At 27.9% G+C, this 23501-nt stretch carries 16 protein-coding genes; 13 read left to right on the top strand and 3 right to left on the bottom strand.

Translation table 11 applies throughout. The annotated features are described in order from the left end of the window. Window positions 1–43 precede the first annotated feature (43 nt). The 8 genes from Q9969_RS03475 to Q9969_RS03440 all read left to right on the top strand — a co-directional run bounded on the left by Q9969_RS03475 (window position 44) and on the right by Q9969_RS03440 (window position 11436). Complete coding sequence (locus Q9969_RS03475; RefSeq protein ID WP_305554465.1) at window positions 44–2806, top strand: Ig-like domain-containing protein; 2763 nt, start codon at window positions 44–46, stop codon at window positions 2804–2806. Between the two features lie 112 nt (window positions 2807–2918). After that, entirely contained in the window at window positions 2919–3380 is a 462-nt protein-coding gene (locus Q9969_RS03470; RefSeq protein WP_305554462.1) for a helix-turn-helix domain-containing protein, read from the top strand. Between the two features lie 308 nt (window positions 3381–3688). Continuing rightward, entirely contained in the window at window positions 3689–3835 is a 147-nt protein-coding gene (locus Q9969_RS03465) for a hypothetical protein (protein ID WP_305513744.1), read from the top strand. 859 nt (window positions 3836–4694) lie between these two features. After that, window positions 4695–5246, top strand: a complete 552-nt coding sequence (locus Q9969_RS03460) for an ECF transporter S component (RefSeq protein ID WP_305513742.1) — start codon at window positions 4695–4697, stop codon at window positions 5244–5246. 116 nt (window positions 5247–5362) lie between these two features. Continuing rightward, window positions 5363–7111, top strand: a complete 1749-nt coding sequence (locus tag Q9969_RS03455) for an ABC transporter ATP-binding protein (RefSeq protein WP_305554459.1) — start codon at window positions 5363–5365, stop codon at window positions 7109–7111. Beyond that, on the top strand, window positions 7111–8871 hold the full coding sequence (locus Q9969_RS03450) for an ABC transporter ATP-binding protein (protein WP_305513738.1): 1761 nt from the start codon (window positions 7111–7113) through the stop codon (window positions 8869–8871). Before Q9969_RS03455 ends, Q9969_RS03450 begins: the two co-directional genes overlap by 1 nt. A 16-nt stretch (window positions 8872–8887) precedes the next feature. Continuing rightward, window positions 8888–10615 carry an energy-coupling factor transporter ATPase gene (locus tag Q9969_RS03445; RefSeq protein WP_305554457.1) on the top strand — a complete coding sequence of 576 codons (1728 nt, stop codon included), beginning with the start codon at window positions 8888–8890 and terminating at the stop codon, window positions 10613–10615. Then, on the top strand, window positions 10612–11436 hold the full coding sequence (locus Q9969_RS03440; RefSeq protein WP_305554455.1) for an energy-coupling factor transporter transmembrane component T: 825 nt from the start codon (window positions 10612–10614) through the stop codon (window positions 11434–11436). The genes Q9969_RS03445 and Q9969_RS03440 overlap by 4 nt, the downstream gene beginning before the upstream one ends. A 3-nt stretch (window positions 11437–11439) precedes the next feature. On the opposite strand, the gene Q9969_RS03435 is transcribed toward Q9969_RS03440, so the two are convergent. Continuing rightward, complete coding sequence (locus tag Q9969_RS03435; protein WP_305554452.1) at window positions 11440–12423, bottom strand: hypothetical protein; 984 nt, start codon at window positions 12421–12423, stop codon at window positions 11440–11442. Window positions 12424–12789: 366 nt separating this feature from the next. Here Q9969_RS03435 and Q9969_RS03430 point away from each other — a divergent pair, with 366 nt between their 5' ends. The 4 genes from Q9969_RS03430 (at window position 12790) to Q9969_RS03415 (ending at window position 20920) form a co-directional block, all read left to right on the top strand. Next, window positions 12790–12969, top strand: a complete 180-nt coding sequence (locus Q9969_RS03430; protein ID WP_305554449.1) for a hypothetical protein — start codon at window positions 12790–12792, stop codon at window positions 12967–12969. A gap of 761 nt (window positions 12970–13730) precedes the next feature. Further along, window positions 13731–16904, top strand: a complete 3174-nt coding sequence (locus Q9969_RS03425) for a right-handed parallel beta-helix repeat-containing protein (RefSeq protein WP_305554445.1) — start codon at window positions 13731–13733, stop codon at window positions 16902–16904. 1174 nt (window positions 16905–18078) lie between these two features. Then, window positions 18079–19026: a hypothetical protein gene (locus Q9969_RS03420; protein WP_305554442.1), complete on the top strand. Its 948-nt coding sequence runs from the start codon at window positions 18079–18081 to the stop codon at window positions 19024–19026. Next, entirely contained in the window at window positions 18995–20920 is a 1926-nt protein-coding gene (locus tag Q9969_RS03415) for a DUF11 domain-containing protein (RefSeq protein WP_305554439.1), read from the top strand. The genes Q9969_RS03420 and Q9969_RS03415 overlap by 32 nt, the downstream gene beginning before the upstream one ends. 435 nt (window positions 20921–21355) lie before the next feature. Here the strand turns inward: Q9969_RS03415 and Q9969_RS03410 are convergent, their stop codons facing one another. After that, complete coding sequence (locus Q9969_RS03410; RefSeq protein ID WP_305554436.1) at window positions 21356–21958, bottom strand: S24 family peptidase; 603 nt, start codon at window positions 21956–21958, stop codon at window positions 21356–21358. 5 nt (window positions 21959–21963) lie between these two features. Continuing rightward, window positions 21964–22641, bottom strand: a complete 678-nt coding sequence (gene aroD / locus Q9969_RS03405) for a type I 3-dehydroquinate dehydratase (protein WP_305514147.1) — start codon at window positions 22639–22641, stop codon at window positions 21964–21966. A gap of 130 nt (window positions 22642–22771) precedes the next feature. On the opposite strand from aroD, the gene Q9969_RS03400 reads away from it, so the two are divergent. After that, complete coding sequence (locus Q9969_RS03400) at window positions 22772–23497, top strand: hypothetical protein (RefSeq protein WP_305554433.1); 726 nt, start codon at window positions 22772–22774, stop codon at window positions 23495–23497. Window positions 23498–23501 lie beyond the last annotated feature (4 nt).

The raw sequence follows: 23501 nt of genomic DNA, 5'->3' as shown, positions 1-23501 counted from the left end.
TTTTATTTAATTAATTGTTTAATACTAAAATGAAGGTGAAACGATGAAAAAACAGTTAAAAGTTTTTGTTTTAACAATGATGATTTTATTAATTTGTTGTGTTGGGCAAGTTAGTGCAACAAATGATAATAGTTCATTAACCTATGATGGAGATGAAATAATTGTTAATGATATTGATAATGAGAACATATTAAGTTCAGTTAATAATAATCAAAAATCATCTGAAGAGTTTTATGAAGTTCATGTTGGTCAAAACATCACTGAAGATGGAGGTAATGGTTCTTATGAAAATCCTTTTGCAACTCTAGATTTAGCATGTATTGATGTTAATGGCAAAGGTAATGTAAAAATTAATATATTTGATGGAATTTATTATGTTGGATCAAACTTAAAATTTAATACAAGTAATTTATTAATGCAATCCATTAATGGTGGAAATGTTATTATTAAACCAGTTAACTCTAATAGTTATTCACAGTCACTAGGATTTGTTTCTGCGTCTTCTAATTTTACATTTTCTAATATTACTTTTGATGCAAAAGATTATGGTTATGTACAAAATTATACTCCAATTAGTGGTAATTATAGTTGGTTTAATGTAGTGAAAGGTAAATTTATGGATGGCAAATTTCATAATTGTACTTTTTTAAATTTTTACCGTACTTATGTTTTATCTTACCATTCTCCTTTTGAATTTATTAATTGTAAGTTTAGTAAGTGTGATATAATTCTTGAAAAATATTATTTTAATGTTAAGGCATTATTTAAATACTGTATTTTAGATAAAGATCCTGAGTCTCATTTTTTTGCAAGAATGATGACTACATCACAAATAGGAATGTTAAAAGATTGTTGGTTCTGTCAAAATACTCTTCCTAATTATGTTGTTACCCTTAGTGGGCAGATGACTTATTATCCTTCAGGTACGTGGGCTATTGGTAAATGTTTAGTTTCAAGTTATGCGGTATTTTCTATTTGTGAAAAGTACTTGGGAAATAATAAATATGAAATCATTGGTAAATTAATGAGGAATGGTACAAATGAAGTTATTAAAAATATAAGACCTATGGTGGTTAATTTATCTTCAAATACAGGTGAATTAGCATGGACTGCAATTTTAGAAAATGGTACTTTTAAAGTAATTTACACTAGCAATTCTTCAAATAACAAGATCACTGCTAAATTAGATGAACAAATAATTAATTTAAATTTTAAAAATATTGGCATTAATGCAAGCTGTAATAATATTCATCCTACTGAAAATGCAAATATAACTGTAAATTTGCCTGAGGCTATATCTGGCATTGTTAATGTTACTATTAATAATAAAACTCATTCTTTAAGTATAAATAATGAAGCTTTAGTTAATGTAACTATTAATGATTTAGATGAAGGTAATTATACGGCTAATATTTACTTTTTTGATAAAGTAAATCATATTCATGGTTTAACTTCAGTTAATTTTATTGTATCTAAAGTTGATGATTATCAGATTTATGTAATCGCTCCAAGTGAAATCAAAGTTGGTGAAAATGCAACTTTAAAAATTATTGTGCCTGCTGATGCTAATGGTAATATTGATGTTTTTGTAGGGGATAAAAATTATACAAAAGAATTAACTAATAGTACTATTAATATTGATATTCCAAATTTAGTTTTTGGAAATAATAATTTAATTGTGAAGTTTTCTGGAAATAAAAAATACAGAGAAAAAACAAAAAATGTTATTGTAACTGTTGATAAGATTAATCCGTTAATTAATATCCTAATTCCTAGTGATGTTAAAGTGGGTGATGAGGTAAATATAACCTTTAATTTAGCTAATGATGCTACTGGAAACCTAACTGTTGAGCTTAACAATATAAAACAAAATTTAACTATTATAAATGGTGTTTCAACTTTAAATTTAAGCTTTTCTGAAGAAGGAACTTATATCCTAATTTTAAATTACAAAGGTGATGATAAATATTGCTCAAATGAAAACACAACTTGTATTAAAGTATCTAAAGTTCAAATCGTTAATATTGATAAAGTATTGGATATAAATTCTTTTAAAGACAATAGCCTATATTTTGCTATTAATTTACCTTTAGATGCAACTGGTAACTTAACAGTTAGTGTTGGTGGTAAAAATTATGTTGAAACTTTAGTAAAAGGCAATGCTAAAATTAAAATCCTTGAATTATGTGAAGGTGAACACAATGTTAATATTGCATATTCTGGGGATGATAAGTATGAATCATTTGCTAAAAACATTTCTGTATCTATTTTAGAAACTAAACTGGTTGGAAATAATGTGGTAACATTTTATACAAGTGGAAATATATTTAAAGTTAGATTAACTCAGGGAAATATGGCTTTAAGTGGCAAAACAATAATTTTCAAAGTTAATAGTCAGAAAATATTTGCAAAAACTGATAAAAATGGATTTGCTTCATTTATAATTAATTTAAATCCAAGCTCTAAAAAATACACAATAACATCATTGTATAATGGAATTAAAACAACTAACAAAATAACAGTAAAAAGCATAGTGATTGCTAAGAATTTAAAACTTAAAAAATCAGCTAAAACACTTAAAATCAAAGTTTATTTGAAGAAAATCAATGGAAAATATTTAAAAGGAAAAAAAATCACTTTAAAATTTAATGGCAAAATATATAACGTAAAAACCAATAAAAAAGGACTTGCAACCTTTAATATTAAGAAAAACATTCTTAAAAAACTAAAAATTGGGAAAAAATACACTTACAAAGTAAGTTATTTAAAAGACAGTGTAAGTAAAAAAATTACAGTTAAAAAATAGAGATTAAATAATTCTCTATTTTATTTTTATTTTCATCTACTAGCATTAGCTTAACTAGTCAGATTTCATAATATCTTATAAATTATAGTTTCTTATCAAAAGTTTATACCTAATGAATTATAGATATATATTCATGGAAAAATTCAATAACAAAATTGAAAAACATTTAGAACTTTCTGAAATTACAGATATGTTGAAAGAGTACAGAGAAGATTATAATGTTTACCGACGTCTTTTGATAATTCACATGGTTGCAAACGGTGAAAGTATTGCTAAAGCCTCAAAAAACATTAATATTTCAAGAAAAACTGGTGAACGATGGGTTAGACAGTATAATGAAAATGGTGTTGATGGTTTATTTTCAAATTATTCCAATTGTGGAAGGAAATCTTACTTGACTGACCAACAATTAAAAGAATTAAACGAAATAATAACTGGGAATGAAGAAAAATATAATTTAAAAGATGTACAAAATTTAATTGAAGAAAAATATGGAATAACATATAGCGAAAAGCAAATATGGGTCATTACAAGACAAAAACTAAATTTAAACTATGGAAAAACCATTCATTAAATATAATACACATCCTGAAAATCCAGAAAAAGATCTTAAAAAAACCAAACACAACTGACATAAAAACTGAATATTTTGCTTTTTTTAGAAAATAAATGTAACAGGATTTCAAGGAATTAATTGCAACTCATACATGGAAGTAAAATACAAAAAACAATGCATTCAATTTGTAATTACATCATGTCATTACAGTATTGAAAACATGAACAACACATTCGGTAAACAATTAATCGAATATTCAATAAAACAATGAAAACTTATCTGATAAAGAAATAAAAAGATATTTATCCTCGAAATCACTAAATGAAATGGATTTGATAAATAAAATCAATAATGAACCATATAATGACAATTCACAACAAATTTCCATTGAAAAAGTTCAAAAGATCTGCAGGAAAGAAGACAACAATAATTCCAGAAAAATAGGAAATGAAAAGATCAAGATTACTGGATAATCTATCAAATCCCAAAATCAAAGTCACTGAAAAAATACAGAAAAACCTGCACAAGCCAAATTTTCATCAATTATGGACTTATTAAACGGATTTATACTCGATGGAATACTTGGAAACTACAAACAAGCAGAATTACCTCTAATGCACCAAAACCTAGAAAACATCCCATGAATTAATCACACCAGAATAAATCAATTTTCATTTCGACATAGAATACAACGCAATATAAATTATACGCACACATAATGTCCATGAACAGTTGTTTCATCCCCAAATTAAAAGATAAAAGTTATATTGACGAACGATACAAAATTACAGAAAATGACTCAAAAATCAAAAATTGAACTCACAAAAGACAGATTAAAATAAATTCCACAATCCTGACCTAAAAAGAAAAAATACAGTAAAACAAAAACACTTAAATTTAAGAATACTGACAATAACACTAGAAAACGGAACAACAGAATTTACTACTAACCAACATTATTAGATAAAAAACTTCACAATAGAAGATTTCAAAAAACTCTACAATCTACACGGGGAATCGAAATCAATTGTAATACAATGAAAAACAGACTGAACATTGAAAATTACACAGGAAAAAATACGAATAACAATTGAACAAGACATATAAAGTAATATAAAAAAGGAAAAAACATGAAATCAAAAATTGAGTTGATGACATTGATAAAAAAAATAGAAAAGACAGTTTAAAATTGAACAAAAGCCAAAACTCAATAATTTCTGCCAACAATCCAATTTCAATAAAAAAATATATATATTAATAATATGATATTGGTATAATATGCAGTAAATTTAGGCATACCTAAATATGCTTAATTTTATGGTGGTGTTTGTTATGAACGAAAATGTTTCAATTTTTAATCGTAAATGGAGTACTCATGATATCATGATTACAGCTGTACTTTCAATAGCTTTAGGACTATTAAATATTCCTTTAACTTATGCAACTGCTTATTTAATGGCTTTTCCAACATTTTTCCCATTTATTATGGGTATAGGATTTTTCCCACCTATTTTGGTGGCATATCTTATACGTAAACCTGGAGTTGTTTTATTGTCTTCTCTTATTATTATGGTATTGGGAGTGCCATTTACCCCATATGGTGTTATGATGTTAGGTCAAGTTTTAATGTATGGACTGCCATTGGAAATTGTTTTCTTAATCGGCAGGTATAAACACTTTGAAAGCTGGTTTATGGCTATTGCAGGTATTGTGGTAAGTGTTGTTGGTGGAATTTTATATTTTGTATCCTATGGAATATTGAATATGGACATTACAATTCAATTGCTTGCTGTTGTTGAAACTGTTATTGGAGGAGCAGTATTTGCAGGATTATTATCTAAATGGATAGGGGATGCTGTTTTAAAAACAGGTGTTATCCAATAATAAAATTTAATTTTATGGAATATCTGCCAAAATCAAGAGGAAAATGCTTAAAAATAACTGATTTTGGTCAATACTCTATATGTTTTAATAAACTGTTTCTTTTTTGAGGGATATTTATGAGTAGTTTTTTGAGAACTTTTTCTTATGCAAAAGAACATAAAAATAAAATATATTTAGCAATACTCCTTATTTTTTTCAGTGTGGTTTCAGAATTAATTACATTTATTTTAACATATGATATAATCATTAGTTTTGTTGAAAAGCATTCAATAACTGTTGAGTATCTTATAATAATGGGATGCGCCATTATTCTTTTCTTATTTTTAAAATCGGTTCTGTATATAAAAGGATTGGATTTCTCTCATGAGGCTGCATACGATACTTTATTGGGTATGAGGATAAAATTTGCTGAAAAAATGACCAAATTGCCATTAGGTGTCATAAATCAGAAGGGCACAGGCAGTTATAAAAAAAACTTTGTAGATGATATTGAGCAAGTAGAACTGATTTTAGCCCATATGATTCCTGAAGGGCTACCTTACATGATTATTTGTATTCTGGTATATATTATGCTATTTGTTCTTGATTGGAGATTAGGTGTTTTAACTGTCGCTTCAACTTCAATAGGTCTTGTGGCTATAATGTTGATGATGAAATCCGGTGTGGAGAAGATGAAATATTACTATGAATCTTCAAAAAATATGAATTCCAATATAGTTGAGTATATTGCCGGAATGGAAGTTATAAAGATTTTCAATAGAACTACAAGTTCCTATGAGAAATACGCTTCCTCTGTTGAAGACTATAAAAAATATACTCTTGACTGGTATAATGAATCATGGAATTACATGGCGGTATATGCAGCTGTAATGCCATGCACAATACTGTTTTCATTACCTTTCGGTACTTTATTTTATTTTCAAGGAAGCTTGGCTCTTTCAACATTTATCTTTGCATTATTAATCTCACTTAGTTTAGGATCTCCTTTAATAAGGATGGTTACATTTTTACCATTGATTCCCAGACTTAATTATCAAACCGATGCTCTTGAAGAAACTTTTAGTGGAGATGAACTTCACATAACTGACAAATCATCAAGACCTGAAAATCATGACATCGAATTTAAAAATGTTTGCTTTGCATATGATAAGAAAGAAGTTATCAAAGATGTTTCATTCAAAGTCGATGAAAATTCTGTAACTGCATTAGTTGGTGAATCTGGAAGTGGTAAAAGTACACTTGCTCGGCTTCTAGTTCATTTTTGGGATTTGAATGGTGGAGAAATTACCATAGGTGGAATTAACATAAATGATATTTCATTTGGAAATTTAATGAATTTAATCAGTTATGTTTCTCAGGACACCTTTTTATTCAACGAATCAATCATGGAAAATATTCGAATCGGAAGGCCTGATGCAAGTGATGAGGAAGTCATATCTGTTTCAAAACTTGCACAATGCCATGATTTTATAATGGAATTGGACAGGGGATATGATACGGATGTTGGAGATGCTGGAAACAAACTTTCTGGTGGTGAAAAACAAAGAATCACAATTGCCAGAGCAATTCTAAAGAATGCACCTATTATAATTCTTGATGAAGCAACAACATTCACCGATTCAGAAAATGAGGATAAAATACAGGAGGCATTAAATTCACTTGTAGGTAAAAAAACTTTAATCGTAATAGCTCATCGTCTTTCAAGCATCGTCGAATCGGATAATATAATATTAATGGATGATGGTAACCTATTAATGCAAGGAACACATGAAAAATTGCTTGAAGAGTCTAATCAATATAAATTGCTATGGCAATCTCACATGGAATCATTAAACTGGGATATAAATGTTAAGGGGGAAACATAATGTTGGAATTCAACATGATTAAAATCATCAGAGAACTTCTAAATATTGCAGGGGACTATTCAAAAAATTTAAAAATAGCTTTTGTATTATCATTTTTTGAAGAAATTTTTGCAATTATTCCAATAATGCTGATATTATATGTTCTAAACCAGATAATTTCAAACAGCCTTACAATGGATAATATATGGACTGTAGGCATAGTCATTGTTATGAGCGTTATTTTAAGAACTATAACAAGGCGTTTAATTGACAAGTTTCAAGCAAATATCGGGTTTAAAATCTTTGCAGATGAACGGATGAAATTGGGAGATAAGTTAAAAAGACTTCCGATGGGATACTTTTCACAAAGTAATATAGGCAACATTACAGCAGTCGCCACATCTGATATGAGCTTTATAGAAGAAAATTCCATGATGCAAATTTCAAAAATAGTAACTGCTTTTTTAAATACAGCTATAGGAGTTGTATTTTTAACAATACTGGATTATAGGATTGGAATTATTTCTCTCATCACAGTACTTTTAGCGCTGTTTGCACTAAATAGACATGAAAAAGTAATGGAATTTCACTCAGGCATCAAATTACAAGTTCAATCCAAACTTATTGATGCAGTTATAGAATATATTAAGGGAATTCCAATTATCAAATCATTTAATATGGTTGGAGTTAGATCTAAAAAATTGAATGGGGAATTTATAAAAACAAGGGATGCGGCTATTGAATTTGAGAAAAAATCTAGGTTTCCAATGCTTATCTTTGAAAATGTTTTTTCAATAGGGATTGGAGTAACTATTTTATTCGCCACATTTTTCGCACTCAATAAAAGCATGGACATGATTTTCATGTTGATGATACTTATTTTCATATTCCAGTTTTATATGCCTCTTAAATCATTAGCTGGATTAAGTCCTCAAATATATATTATGGAAAAAGCTTTAGAGAGATATAAATCCATTTCTAATCTTGAAATCATAGATAGCGGTGGAAATGACATAGCTCTTGAACATTTTGATATAGAATTTGAAAATGTCAGCTTTGCATATGAAGAACAGGAAATATTGCACAACATCAGTTTTAAAGTTCCGGAGCATAGTATGACAGCTCTTGTTGGAAGATCAGGTAGTGGCAAAACAACAATAGCTAACTTAATTGCAAGATTCTGGGATGTGGATTCTGGTGAGATAAAGGTTGGAAATGTCAATATTAAAGAAATGACTGCAGATAATCTTCTCAAAAACATGTCAATGGTATTTCAAAATGTTTATCTGTTTAATGACACAGTTTTAAATAACATAAAATTTGGAGATGTGGATGCAACAAAAGATGAAGTAATTGAAGCTTGTAAAAAAGCAAGATGCCATGAGTTTATAATGGAATTGGAAAATGGTTATGATACTATCATTGGTGAAGGAGGATCTTCATTGTCAGGTGGTGAAAAACAGAGGATTTCCATAGCAAGGGCAATTCTAAAGGATGCGCCTATTATAATTCTTGATGAAGCAACTGCCAGTGTTGATCCGGACAATGAAAAACATATTCAAAAAGCTATTGATGAACTTGTTAAAAACAAAACCCTTGTAATGATTGCTCATAAGTTGTCTACAATAAAAAATGCCGATCAGATAATTGTAATTGATAACGGTAGAATCATACAGGAAGGAACTCATAATGATTTAATTAATGAAGAAGGTTTATATGGGGAGTTCTGGCAAAGACGAATTAAAGCTAAAAGCTGGAAAATCAATAAATCAGGTTTTTAAATGATAGGTGAAAATTTTGATCAAAATCAATGATTTGGCTTTTAAGTATGAGAAAAATGATTGCAAATCCATAACAAATATTAATTTTGAAATTTCAAAAGGGGAAGTGGTACTGGTCTTAGGGCCATCTGGCTCGGGTAAAAGTACTTTTGCATTATCTCTCAATGGCATTATACCTAATATCATACCTGGTGAGATGGAAGGGACTGTTGAAATTTGCGGTGAAAAAACTGATGGAACTCCAGTTCATCAATTGACTCAAAAAGTGGGAATTGTTTTTCAAGACCCTGAAGCGCAATTTGTTAGTTTGAATGTAGAGGATGAAATTGTTTTTGCATTGGAAAATCTTTGCTTTTCTCATGATGAAATGGAAAAACGGTTAATTGAGGCACTAAATAAAGTCAACATGTTAGATTATCGCTATAGGGAGGTTTACAGCCTTTCAGGTGGTGAAAAACAAAAAATTCTTTTAGCTGCATTAATAGCTATGCATCCTTCTGTTTTCATTTTTGATGAACCAACAGCTAATTTAGACCCTTTCGGTACTTTAGATTTTTTTGAAAAGTTAAAGGACCTTAAAAAAGTTGAAAATAATACAATAATTCTCATTGAGCATAAACTTGATGATTTAATGGAAATCATTGATAGAATTTTAGTTATAAATAAACAGGGAATTAAAATAGCCGAAGGAACACCAAGGGAAATTTTCACGAACAAAGCAGATATTCTTATTAGGGAAGGAATTTGGATGCCTCAGGTGGTTATGCTTTATTATGAGCTGGAAAAAAATAACATAAAACTTGATAGGGTGCCATTGACCATTCCGGAAGCTGTTGAATCTATAAGAAATCTTGAAAATTTTGCGAACAATAAAAAATCTAATGATTTTAATGAAATTTCACAGTCTTTTGAGGAAAATAAAGAAAATGTGATTAAAATTGAAGATTTGTCATTTTCATATGGTAAAAAGAAGGTATTGGATTTTATTAATTTAAATGTCAATTCCGGTGATTTTTTAGCTATTGTCGGAACTAATGGGGCAGGTAAAACTACATTGGCTAAACATATGGTGAATGTTATAGAACCTCCTAAATCTAAGGTTTTCATTGATAATGAGGATATATCTAACATATCCTCAAAAAATCTAAGCAAAAAGATAGGATATGTTTTTCAAAATCCTGAACATCAGTTTATTAAGGACACAGTTGAGGAACAATTGAGCTTTGGATTGAAACTTAGAGGATTTTCACAAGATCAAATTGATAATTGGCTAAATAAAACCTTAAAGCAATTTGATATGGAAAATTATCGAAACAAAAGCCCATTTATGTTAAGCCATGGTCAAAAACGGTTATTAAGTGTTGCAACAATGTTGACCTTAGGTCAGGATATCTTAATATTGGATGAACCCACTTTTGGTCAAGATTTTAAAAGTTCAACTAAATTGTTAAGTTTTTTAAAGTCTTTAAATGATAAAGGTAAAACAATAATCGTGATTACTCATGATATGAGTTTGGTGGAAAAATACGCTGAAAAAGTTGTTGTAATGAATAAAGGAAAGATAATTTTTAAGGGAACAACAAAGGATCTTTTTAAGAGGGATGAAATTCTTGAAAGGGCATCATTAACTTTACCTCCTCTTTTGAAACTTTCTAAGCGTTTATCTCATTATGATGAAAATTTGAGGGGCATGTCTTCTAGTGAGGAGTTTGCTGATTATTTCAGTCAACAGGTGGTACTGTGAAGATCTTTTTCTATGATAATGCTTCTTTTTTAAACAAATTAAATCCACTGTCTAAGATAATTAGTTTTTTTCCATTTCTTTTTTTAATTTGTTTGATTAATGAGATTTGGATACCTCTGGCGTTTATTGTTTTTACAGCACTGATTATTTTAACACTGGGCAAAATTCCCATTATTAGGTTTTTAAAGATTTCAGCTCCAATATCGATTTTTTCACTTTCGATTTTTATTCTGTTTTTGCTAGCTGCAAGAAGTGATTTAACTGCAGGTTCTCCAATACTTTTTTCCATTGGATCATTTAATATTTATTGGACTAGTGTTTATCTAGGTTTGATTTATGCTGTTAGAATTTATTCTTTGCTTATTTTAGCATTGCCTTTTAGTCTCACTACAGAACCAAGTAATTTTATACGATCTTTAATTCAAAATTTAAATATTCCTTATAAATTTAGTTATGGGGTTATGGTTGCATTTAGATTTATACCTATGATAGAAACCGAATTTAATGTTGTAAGGTCTGCTCACAAAGTTATGGGATTTTCCGATGAGAAGGGGATTTTTTCTTATTTCAATAAACTAAAAAGATATTCTGTTCCACTTATTGTTAATTCCATCAGAATTGGCAGTAGAACTGCATTGTCTATGGATAGCAGAGCTTTTGGAGCTTTTGAAGAACGTACATTTTTTAAAAAACTCAAATTCGATAGGGATGATTGGATTTATGTATTGATGTATTGGATTACAGGGTCATTAATATTTTTCATCGCATATAAATTTGGATTGATGGGTGAAATTGGTTTTTATTTAGGTAAATTTGGTTAAATATTAATCAATTTCACTATTGGTTATTTCTTCAGTATTGTGAATAGTTTTATAGGGTTTTAATTCTTCAAACATTACTTCAGAGAAATTTTCTATATTTAAAACTTCCATTCCAAATAAATTGGAAAGTTTATTGCAAGTTTGTTGGGGAACATCCGTCAATATTAAAAAAGGATGAACCTTTTCAGAACTTAATAGTTTGGCCATTTTTGAATATTTTTCCAGATAATGGTGGTAATCTGATGTTTTTGATTCAATCCAATAAATGTCCTCTTCAACTGAAAATAAAACATCTAGTTCGAAATCATCTCCATTAGGTAAAATTATTTGCGGATTTAATAAAAAAGATGTTTCTTTGTTGATGTTCAATTTTTTTATTAATTCTTCAATTTCATTTACAACATAACATTCTAGCCAATGCCCTGTTAAAAAATTAATAACAAGAGGGATTCTATTAGGTGCTGCAATAATTTGATATTTGGGTGATTTTAGATATTTGTAATAACTTAAAAAAGTTAGTTTATATAAATTATGACAGAATTGACATGAGTATCCAATTTCTTCTTGTGTAAAGTTTCTCATATATATTCTAACACTTTCTCCGGTTGATAACTTAGATTTAATGGCTTTATAAACAGCACTAATTTTCGAATAATTATTGCCCATAAAAGAGGATAAAGTATACAAAACTTCATTTATTTCGCTATTTATTTCCGGTACAAATTTAATACAAATGCCTTTTTGTTCTAAAAACTCTTCGATATAACGGGGGTTATCTAAAGGATTGTTAATTTCATTTTTGTTTATAGTTGTTGAACTGCCATTATCTTTTTTAATATTTTTAGAATGTGTTTTATTGTTGGCAATAATTTCTAAAGCATCAGCAATTCGTTCTAATGCAATAACAATACGGTTCTCATTATTTAAGGTTGATTCCTTGTTTATTAAGTTTTCAGCATTTTTTTCTGATATATTTTCGTCAATCATTTATTAAACCTAATTGTTAATATTTATTTTAGATATATATAACTTTTTTTAAATGTTCCCCTTTTGTAATTTCAAAAATTTTAGTGTTAGATTATTTTTTTATTAATTTATACATTTAATTTATTTCACGATAAGCAATTTATCAATGTTAAATTATAAAAATACCTCAAGATATCAGAACGGTTTTTTAATGAAAAATTTGTTTAATGAAATCACCAAGGGGGTATAAAAAATTTAACTTATGGATTTTCATTTTTCACCCAAAACATTTCGTCAAATTTAAATTGTTTAATTTTATTTGTCTTTTTGCTTCTATGTATGGTTTTAATAAGGTTTAAATTGTTTGTAGGGGCATGTAATTTATTTATGAATATCAAAATTGCCTCTACAGGTATTATTTCTGCTGAAATGATATTTAAAGATTATATTACTTTTAAATGGAATATTGTTTATTTAACTGAAGATGTTCTAGAACATGTTGCTAAATATTTTCAAAACAATAGATATAATGTTAAAATTCCAAGGATAAACTGTACACTACCATGAATCCATAAAATCAGAAGAAAAAAGAAGAAAAAATCACACAACAACTTAAAGAAAGAAATATTTAATTTTCAGGAATTATATGTTATAATAAGTTATTTTTCTTCATAAATGGCGAAAAATATGTCTGCACAACCAGTATTGACAGCCAAAACTACATGATTTTAGATGGATCAAATAATGAAATCCAAAGACTTTGACAAATATTTCATAGAAATCTTCATGACATGCTCCCTAAAAGATTTAACAGTCTAATTCCAATCCCAAGAAAAAATACAACAACTCAAATTTGTCAAAAGTATAAAAATTTGGAAGAATATCTCTCAAAGGCAAAAAAGACTAAAAAACAAAGATAAACTCAAAAAGAAAAACCAATAAAAAACACATCGAAAAAATAAAAAAACAACTGGACGAATTTGAAAAATATAACACTAAAATATCTGAAATATTCAACTATGATACAGTACAAAAAAAGTAAAAACAGAATTCAAACAATTATACAACTAATTAGACTTTTTTCCCCAATAGATATAAATAAATTAATACTTGATAAAAAATTATTAAAATAATTATACACAGATATAACTAAAATAAAAAAATCAAAAATTGAACAGAAAAATAAGATCTGAAATTTATTTTAACTTGATAATACTGATTGTAAATCGAAATATATATATATATGAAAATGTTAAATAATAATTTAATTGTTATAAATTGAAATTAATTGTTTAGCAATACTAAATAAAATGGAGGTGAAAAAGAATATGTTAAAATGTAAAAATTTGAATAAAGTGTTATTTTTATTCATTATTTTATTGGTATCAATATCAGCAGCATCTGCAGTTGATAATTCAACTGATGCACATAATGGAATAACATTAGGTGAATCAGATACACTTACATATTCTAATGGTTTAAATAATGTAGTTAGCAATAGAAATTCACCAGGTACATTTACTGACTTGCAAACACTTATTGATAGTGCAGCAAGCGGATCTACAATAGATTTAGATAAAGATTATGTTTATAACAATGCAACTGATTCCAGTTCTATATCAATTAATAAAAAAATAACTATTAATGGTAAAAATTTTAAAATAGATGGAAATAAACAATCAAGTATTTTAAAAATAACTTTATCTAGTACAGCACCAATTGTTTTAAATGACATACATTTTGTTAATGGGCATTCAGATAGTGGGGGCTCTGCAATTTGTACAAAAAATGGAGAGTTAATCCTTAATAATTGTCAATTTGAAAATAATAGTGCTAAAATTGGTGGTGCAATATACACATATCAAACCGATAGTGTAATAACTAACTGTTATTTCAATAACAATAGTGCAAATAAAGATGGTGGAGCTATTTATAATAAATATGGGGATTATAAAATTAAAAATTCCATATTTAAAAACAACAATGCAAAAGATGATGGTTATGGTGGAGCTATTTATTTAGGTGATGACAAAGCACTTGTCGAAAACACCACTTTCATGAATAATATTGCCATGTATGGTGGAGCTATATATATTAAAGAAGATAAATGTAATGTTTCTAAGTGTAAATTCACCAATAATACTGCAAGAAATTATGATGATTATGATGGTTATGGTGGAGCAGTATATGTTTCAGGAGACGAATGTGAAATATTACACTCTTCTTTTAATAATAATCATGCTGAAATTGGTGGAGCAGTTGTTTCTACTGGTGATAAGAACAATCTCCAAAACTGTTCTTTTGACAATAATTATGCAGGTTATCATGGTAGTGCAGTTCATTGGCAATCTGAAGACGGTACAATCCAAGATAATAGTTTTACAAATAATAATGCTGAATATACTGGAACTATCTATTTAGCAACTGGTAATGTTTTAGTTAAAAATAATGATTTTATTAATAATACTGCATTATATGCTGGAGCAATAAAAATACATGGATCCAACAATGTTATAGATAATTGTAGATTTATTAATAATTCTGCAACTAGATATTGTGGAGGAGCATTATCTGATGTGAATATGAAATATAATAATACTGTTGTTTCAAATTCTTTATTTAAAGGAAATACTGCTAATGGTTATGGTGGAGCAATAAGTATGTCTAGTATTAATATCATTAATACAACATTTGATAACAACTCTGCAAATGTTGGGGGAGCATTATTTGTAATTAATGCAAGTGTTACTAATTCTACATTTAAAGATAATACTGCTGACGAAGGAAAATCAATATATGCACTTAATAAAGTAATATTGAATAATAATAATTTGGATAGTAATGAAGTTGTAAATAGGCTTTTAAACAAAAAAATTGAAGTTATCGATAATAGTCATGGAAATAGATATTTTATCTACACTGATAACTTTTATGGATTCTGTGTTGAATCCTACTTAGGTATTCCTTTATCTGGTATAAGAGATGATGAACTTAAAGTATTAAGAAACAGTCTCAATGGTGAAGATATAAGTGAATATCTTAAAATATTCATTTACACTTTTGTAAACAATGAAACAGATTTAGAAAATAGTGACCTAGCTCGAACTGTGTGGATATTTAGTGATGGTGACTTTAAAAATTCTAATAATACATATGTTAAAAAAGTATTAGAATTATATAATTCTGGATTAAGAATTCCAAACGTTAATGCTTCCAAACTTTTAAAAAATGGAACAATAATGTTTTTTAACTTCTCATCCATGATTTCTCCATCCTTAACTCAAAATTCAGTATTATTCAAATGGAGATATGCTAATATTACTGAAGTTGTATCTAAAGAAACATTAAATAAAACAATAATAATCAATGAAATTGTTGAATTTAAAATAACTTTAAAAAACACTGGAAATGAAACCATCTACAATGCATTTATAAAAGATGATGATTATAGTAACGGTCTCGTATACCAGGGTTGGAAAAATGTTAAAGGAAATTGGACTTACAACCAAACATTGAAAAAATGGACTTTAAACAATCCATTAAAATCAGGTGAATGTGTATCCATAATCCTATTATTCAAAGCAATACAAAATGGAACTTTAACAAATAATGTAACATCTGGATTTGATAATATTACATTATCTAATGGTACAAATAAAACAATTGTTTATAAACCAAATATTAAAGTAATTAAAATAACCAATAATCCTATTGTTTTTACTGGCGATAAAGTTAGATTCACAATTAAAGTCACTAACACAGGAGACTGTAAACTTAATGGCGTATATGTTGTTGAATCTAGTTACGATGGTCTTATTTATGATTCTTTTATTGGTTCTGATTGGACTAAATCAGGAAATAGGTTTATTTATAAAAAAGTTTTAGGTGTAGGTGAAACATCTAGTTTTGTTGTGAGTTTCAAAACATTTAAATCAGGTGAATTTACTAATGTTGTTGTTGTAGGATCTAATGAAACACCTAATGGTACTGCAAATAATACAACAAAAGTATTTACTCCAAAATTAAGTGTTGTTAAAATATCCAACAATAAAATTGTAACTTTAGGTCAAAAATGTAGTTTTACTATTATTGTGCGAAATACTGGAGATTACAAACTGACAAAAGTATTTGTAATTGAAAAAAGTTATAAGGGATTAATCTATGATTCATTCATAGGATCCGATTGGACTAAAATCGGAAATAAATTCATTTATAAAAAAGTTTTAGGCGTAGGTGAATCAGCAAATTTCACTATTTTCTTTAAAACTACTAAAGTAGGGAACTTTACTAATGTTATAATGGCAGGTAGTAATGAAACAGATAACACAACTGTTGAAAATACCACCCAAGTAATAAAAGATAACAGTTCAAATGGAGAAAATAACCAAACTCCTGAAAAAACAGACATTATAAAAGAAACTAAACTTGAAAAAACAGGTAATCCAATATTAATGTTAATAATGGTATTATTAATAATTCCATTAATTAAACGTAAATATTAAATTTACCTTTTTTTTTTTTTTTAGATTTTTAAACCTTATAAAAACCATATTTAGATGAATGTCGACGTAGCTTGTTTTATTTAATTGCTCATTTATTTACAGAATAATTCAAGTATATTTTGACAGTATCTGATTTGGTACTGATTTTCTAATTTTATTATATTGAATCTCATCGATGTTACCTTAATCCATCATATTAAATCATATAATTGGCGTGTATTTAATTATAATATTTTTTTAGGTGATTTTTAGTGTAAAAGTTATTTAAAAAGAGTTATATATTAATTGAAGAGAAATGTTTATTTATAAATCAAAAAACTAACTTTCCAGCATTATTTAATGCTGAAGAGATATATAAAACTTAATTTTGTGATGGCGCATGTTTGGTTGATTTTGATTTTTTCAATGTTTTTTACTTTATTTTTTGGATGGTATTCTCATAGTGATGATAGAATTGTTTTAATTAAATTTCAATCAATAAAATAATTTGTTGGATGATGGAATTTGTTTGTAAAGGAACCCATAGCATATGTTCGGATAATCTAAATAAATTGAATTTAGTGGATCCGTTCATTATGATGGAGAACTTCTATAAATCAAACACCAACCATCATGTTGGATTACACTTATTGGACATGGAAAACAAGTTAATAAATAGGAAGCTACTGTAATTCCAATAGAATCTTTTTCAAAAGATTTTATAAAATCTTTTTTAGAAACATCACTTCTCGGAAAATTAAAAAAATATCCAAAACATACAGTGAATCACTAATCAGAATAACACTCAACAACATCAGATTGATTAAATGAGGGGTAACAGTCAACAAAAACTAAGCATCAGTATCAAATCGGGCATTGCCATAAAACAATGAAAACTAAATTACAGAATTATTTGGATTCTTCTTAAAAAAAGCAGTTTTAAAAGTTTATCTTATTAAAATTCAAGTTCTATTAAACTTTGAATTCATTTAATTAATAGCTAAAATATTGAATAAAATTTGTATTATTAAAATGAATATCAGTTTTAATTAATAATTTTATTTTATTATAGTAAATATTATATATTATATGCACTTAATATATGTATGCCTTTTATAAATTTTATAATAAATAAAGGGTTAGATAGAAATTCTTTCATTAACAATGAAAAATTTTTGTTTATTTGAAAGCATAGGTGCTGAAAATTTTCATTAAGAATAAAATTTCAGAAAATGTTTTTGTATTTATTATATTATTTGTTATTTTAGCAATATCTATTTCTGGAGTTGATGCCGCATCACATCATATTAATAACGATGGTAACTTTTCGAATATTCAATATGAAGTTGATAATGCTGGCAGTGGAGATACAATTTATTTACATAACCATACATTTGTAAATAGCCATTCGACTCCAATTAATATTCATAAGTCAATCACTATCGATGGTGGTAATTATGAGGGTGATAATCACAAATCTACTTTAAATGCAAAACTTCTTTCGAGAATTTTCAATGTTAATAGTGGTGTTACTTTAAGATTAAAAAATCTAAACTTGATTAATGGAAAAAGTGTTAATGGTGGAGCTGCTTATATAAGTGGTGGTTCTACATTGTATTCTAAAGATTGTAATTTCATTAATAATAGTGCCAGTATTGATGGTGGTGTTATATATGGTGGATCTTCCACTACAGTAACAGTAAAAACTAATAATAATTTTATTAATAATAGTGCTGGTCGTGATGGTGGTGCTATTTATTTAGATCATGGTATTTTTGATGCAACTAGTGGTTCGAACCCTAATATAAATTTTATTAATAATAGTGCTGGTCGTGATGGAGGAGCATTGTTTTATACAGTAATTAGTAATGTTTTTAAGGGTAAGCCTATAGAATATATAAATTTTTATAATAATAAAGCGAATCATGCAGGTGGAGCCCTGTATTTTATTATGTATGGCGATATAAAAACAGCCTCCGACTTTAGAATATGGTTTAATACAGTTAACAATAATACTGCCATGTATGGTGGTGGATTATATATTTCTCTCCCTGATCAAAAACCTAATCATAACACTATGCACTTTAGGGGTAATTATTATTTTAATAATCATGCAACATGGTGGAGGATTATATATAAATAATACTAAAGGTATTTGGATACATAAATATGATTTTAAAAATAATACTGCTACATTAGATGGTGGTGCTATTTATATTAGTGATTCTGTTGAATATATTCAGGTGCATGGATGTGGTGGTGAAGGATTTATAAATAACACTGCTGGAAATAGGGGTGGAGCTATATTTTCACATTCAAATATATTCTATTTTGATGGTGGGAATAATGATCAAAAATATATTAATAATAATGCTACTAATGGTGGTTCGGCAATTTATTATATAGGAGATAATTTCATCCTTAAAGGTACTTTTATAAATAATGTGCCATGGTATCATGAAATCAATATTACTGATGGTTATAATATTTATTGGGGTGATGTTGAAAACTTTACTGTTTCATGGCATGAAGGAGATAATGTTATTCCAGGAGTATATACGACTGCAAATAATATTGGTGGTAGTGCTGTATATTATAACTCAACCATAGGCGGTACACAACTTATTAATTCAAATCATTTTTATAAAAATAGACCAGATTATAATATTCTAAATGTACGTATTTTAGATACTGAAGGAAACGTTGTTTATAATGAAATGCTTACTATAACTAATTTTACTTTATTCCTTTTTAATAGGACTATTCCTAATTTAGCTGCTGGTAATTATACTATAATTGCAAGCAACACAGCTTCTGGTTCTGTAAATACAACTTTTAGAGTTTTAAATTTAACATTAAATGTTACAAAAAGTATAAATAATACAGAACCTAATTATGGGGACTATATCACTTATACTATTATTGTAAATAATATTGGTGATTCAATAAATGAAGATGTTTTACTAACTGAAGAATTACCAAATTCTTTAAAAATATTATCTATCAATGTTTCAAAAGGATTATATAATTATTCTAATAATTCATGGAATATTGGTCATCTTGATAGATTAGAAAGTGCAACTTTAACTATTGTTGCACGTATTAGTGGAACTGGTAATATAGTTAATAATGTTTCTGTTAAAGTAAAATCTCATGAATTTAATGCAAGCAATACAGTTCTTGTTGCTCAAAGTGCTGATTTAAGTATTGTTAAGTGTGCTAATGTTTCTAATGTTAATTATGGTGATTTTGTAGAGTATACTGTTGTTGTTACTAATAATGGTCCTGATGATGCTACTGGTGTTGTTGTTAAGGAGGCTTTGCCTGTTGGTTTGGTTTATGTTAGTGATAATGGTGGTGGTGCTTATAATCATAATTCTGGTTTGTGGACTGTTGGTAATTTAGCGAATGGTGCTTCTGTTTCTCTTAAAGTGGTTGTGCGTGTTGGTAAAACAGGTAGTTTAACTAATTTTGTTAAAGTTAAGGGTAGTGAGTATGATAATAACACAGCAAATAACATTGTAAGTACAAAAATAATTGTAAAGAAATGTGCTGATTTAATCATTACTAAAACTGCAAATGTTACTAAGGTTAAAATTGGAGACTATATAAAATACAAAATAAGTGTTACTAATAATGGTCCTGATGATGCTACTGGTATTGTAGTAACTGAAATCTTACCTAATGGTTTAGTTTATATTCGTGATAATAGTGGGGGAGCTTATAATCCTAAAACTGGTTTGTGGAATGTAGGTAAATTAGCTAAAGGCAAAACTACTACTCTTATCATTGTTGTAAAAGTGCATACAATTGGTAATATAACTAATATAGTTAGAGTTAATGGTAATGAGTATGACAATAATACAGAAAGCAATGAAGCCAATATTACTATAATTTCAGAAAAGTCTCCTATAGAACCTGAAAAAACTGTTGAAACACATTCTTCATTATTAATTAAGAATACAGGTAACCCAATATTTTTACTTGCGTTATTAATTTTTATTTTAATTTCGTTAAGTAGAAAAAATAAAAAATAACATTTGAAAATTTATAATTTTGTATATTTTTGTGTAAAGATATTACACAAAAATTCTTTTTTTTTATCGTCTGTTAGTAGTCGTGACATTTATTCTTTGATGTTTTCCCAATTAGTGTGTTGATATTGGTTTTGTATTTGTATGTGTGTTCTCTTTTTATTCGTTGTTTTTCGTCATTTTTTAGGACTATTAACATGTTGAATAGGTCATATGTGGATTTAAAAGTCTTGTTCTAGGATTATTTTCCTTTTTTTCCTGTGAATTTTTCGATTTTTAATTTATCTTAATTGGTTTCTATTTTCCATCTTGAGCCGTATAATTTAAGTCATATGGTATAAATTTTTCAAGAAAAACTATAAATTAACTTCCAATACCTAATGAATGATAAAAAAATAGACACAATATCTATAATTTCAATTTTTAAAAATAGTTGTCTTAGTAGTCGATAACAACACCATTTATATCAGAAATATCTACCCATGTGGAAACGCCTTTAATTTCATATATTTTATTATTAATAATTTCATAAGAAACTTCTTTATTATCACTAACCAAGTGAATGTCGTCTCCATTTACTTGATCAACTCTTTTTATGATTCCTCCATATTGGTCGGAGTCTGCTACAACAATATCTCCAACATTAACATTATGGGTTTTATTTAAAAGAACATCTTGTCCATCTTTTAAGGTTGGAAGCATTGATGTTCCGTCAACGGTTACAATAACGGGAATTTGGTTAGGTCCAATGCTTGAATCAAGATTGACTTCAACATTGTCTAAACCGTAATACATACAAATATCTTTAACTCCGGTTTTATAAGCATCTATATCTATTGCAGTGTCATTCATTACTTCTAATGTGTAATTAGTAATGTCCTTGTTAAGATGTTTTTTATTAACAGTGGATAATGATTTGGTTTCAACGGTAATATTTTCACCATCTATGTAAATGTCAACAGAATCATGACCTAAGAATATGATTCCGGCAAAAACAGTTAAAATAAGTAAAATTATCGTTAAAATAATTTTTTTAGACATTTAACTCACTCGTTCATAATATTCAAATCCATATTTAAGAGGGCTTTCATTGTTTCGATGTCAATTTGACCAGGTGCAGTCGCATCAGTGCCTGCAGCAAAAGTAATTGGCGAGTCAAATTTAGAAGCCATAACGCGGGTATAGCTTCCTAAATCCCCCATTGAAATAGCAATAGTATTTTCGCAATGGGATAAAACAGCCAGTATTGTTAAGGTATCTTCTAAATCTTGCGGCATAAAAGCAACTTTAGCAATGTCTCCCAATTCATGTTCTTTTTCAACAATATACATTATTTCATTTAAATCAGGAGTTTTTTCAAAGTCATGGTAAGAAACAATGGTTTCAACACCGGTTTCATGGATTTCATGTATATATTCATCATCACTTTGAAGCTCAATATCAACATAATCAACTAAATCGCAGCATTCATAAAGGATATTAAATCTTTCTTCTTCAGAGCCTTTAAAAGAACCCCCTTCACTGCCAATTCTATTAGTAGCTATTATTGGAAAATCAATTTCTTTAATTGTATTTTTAATCTCGCCGATATCCGGATTTTTCAGTCCATCTATTCTAAACTCTAAAATATCCGCCCCTTTACTAATACAATCATGAGCAGCTTCAATGACATTTTCACATTTCTTTTGGAAAATGGGTATTGCAATTTTTGTTTGTGAATACATTAGTTGAATATTTAATCTTAATTGTTAATTAATGTTTTTCTTAATCTTTATATAAATTAAACAACATAATATATATCAGTCGAATTTAAAATTTTATTTATTTTATTAATCAATTATATAAGGTGTTAATTTGAAAGTTACAGCTATAGGTGCAGATATTTCTAACAATGATGTATCTTGCAGTTCTAAGCTAGTAGAAACTATTGAACAAAACCTGTATACTGTTAAAGAATTAGGTGCAAAATATGCTGCATTAACTAATGTCACAGGTGATGATGTTGTTGTTAGTGCAATTGTAGAAGATTACTTACTTGAATCTGTTAATGAAGGTTTAGTTAATGTTTTAAAGATGAGTGCAGAGAATCTCGGAGATTTATATGGAATTTCTGATAATTCTGAAGATGCAGGAGAAGGAGTATCTTATGCTCAAGCAAATATAAGAGAAGATAGATATCCTGATGTTATTGTTTTAGGTTTTGATACATATGGTGGAGAACCATTTGTAGCTGATGTTGCAAACTCAGCAATAGAGGCGGCACGTGGAATGAAAAATTGCAATGATGTATCGGAATTCATTGAATCGAAAACAAGAAAAATACCTGGTGTTGGATATGTTTCACCAGAAACCGATGATCCGGTTGTTGTAGCTGCTGTTGATAACATTGAATCTGTTGGGGTTGTTGCAGGTGCTATGATTGGAGCTGCACTTGGAAATAAGAATGTTTATTTAGTTAAAAGAGGAACAAATTGTAATGTATTACCGGGTAGTGTAATATTTTCAGCTACTGCCTTTATGAATGGGAATGTAATAGATTTGGCTGTTCCGTTTGAAAATAAGACAAGAATATTAAGATAGGAGT

Source organism: Methanobrevibacter sp. V74, from assembly GCF_963082495.1.
Classification (GTDB): domain Archaea; phylum Methanobacteriota; class Methanobacteria; order Methanobacteriales; family Methanobacteriaceae; genus Methanocatella.
This window is presented reverse-complemented; position numbering and strand designations above follow the sequence as displayed.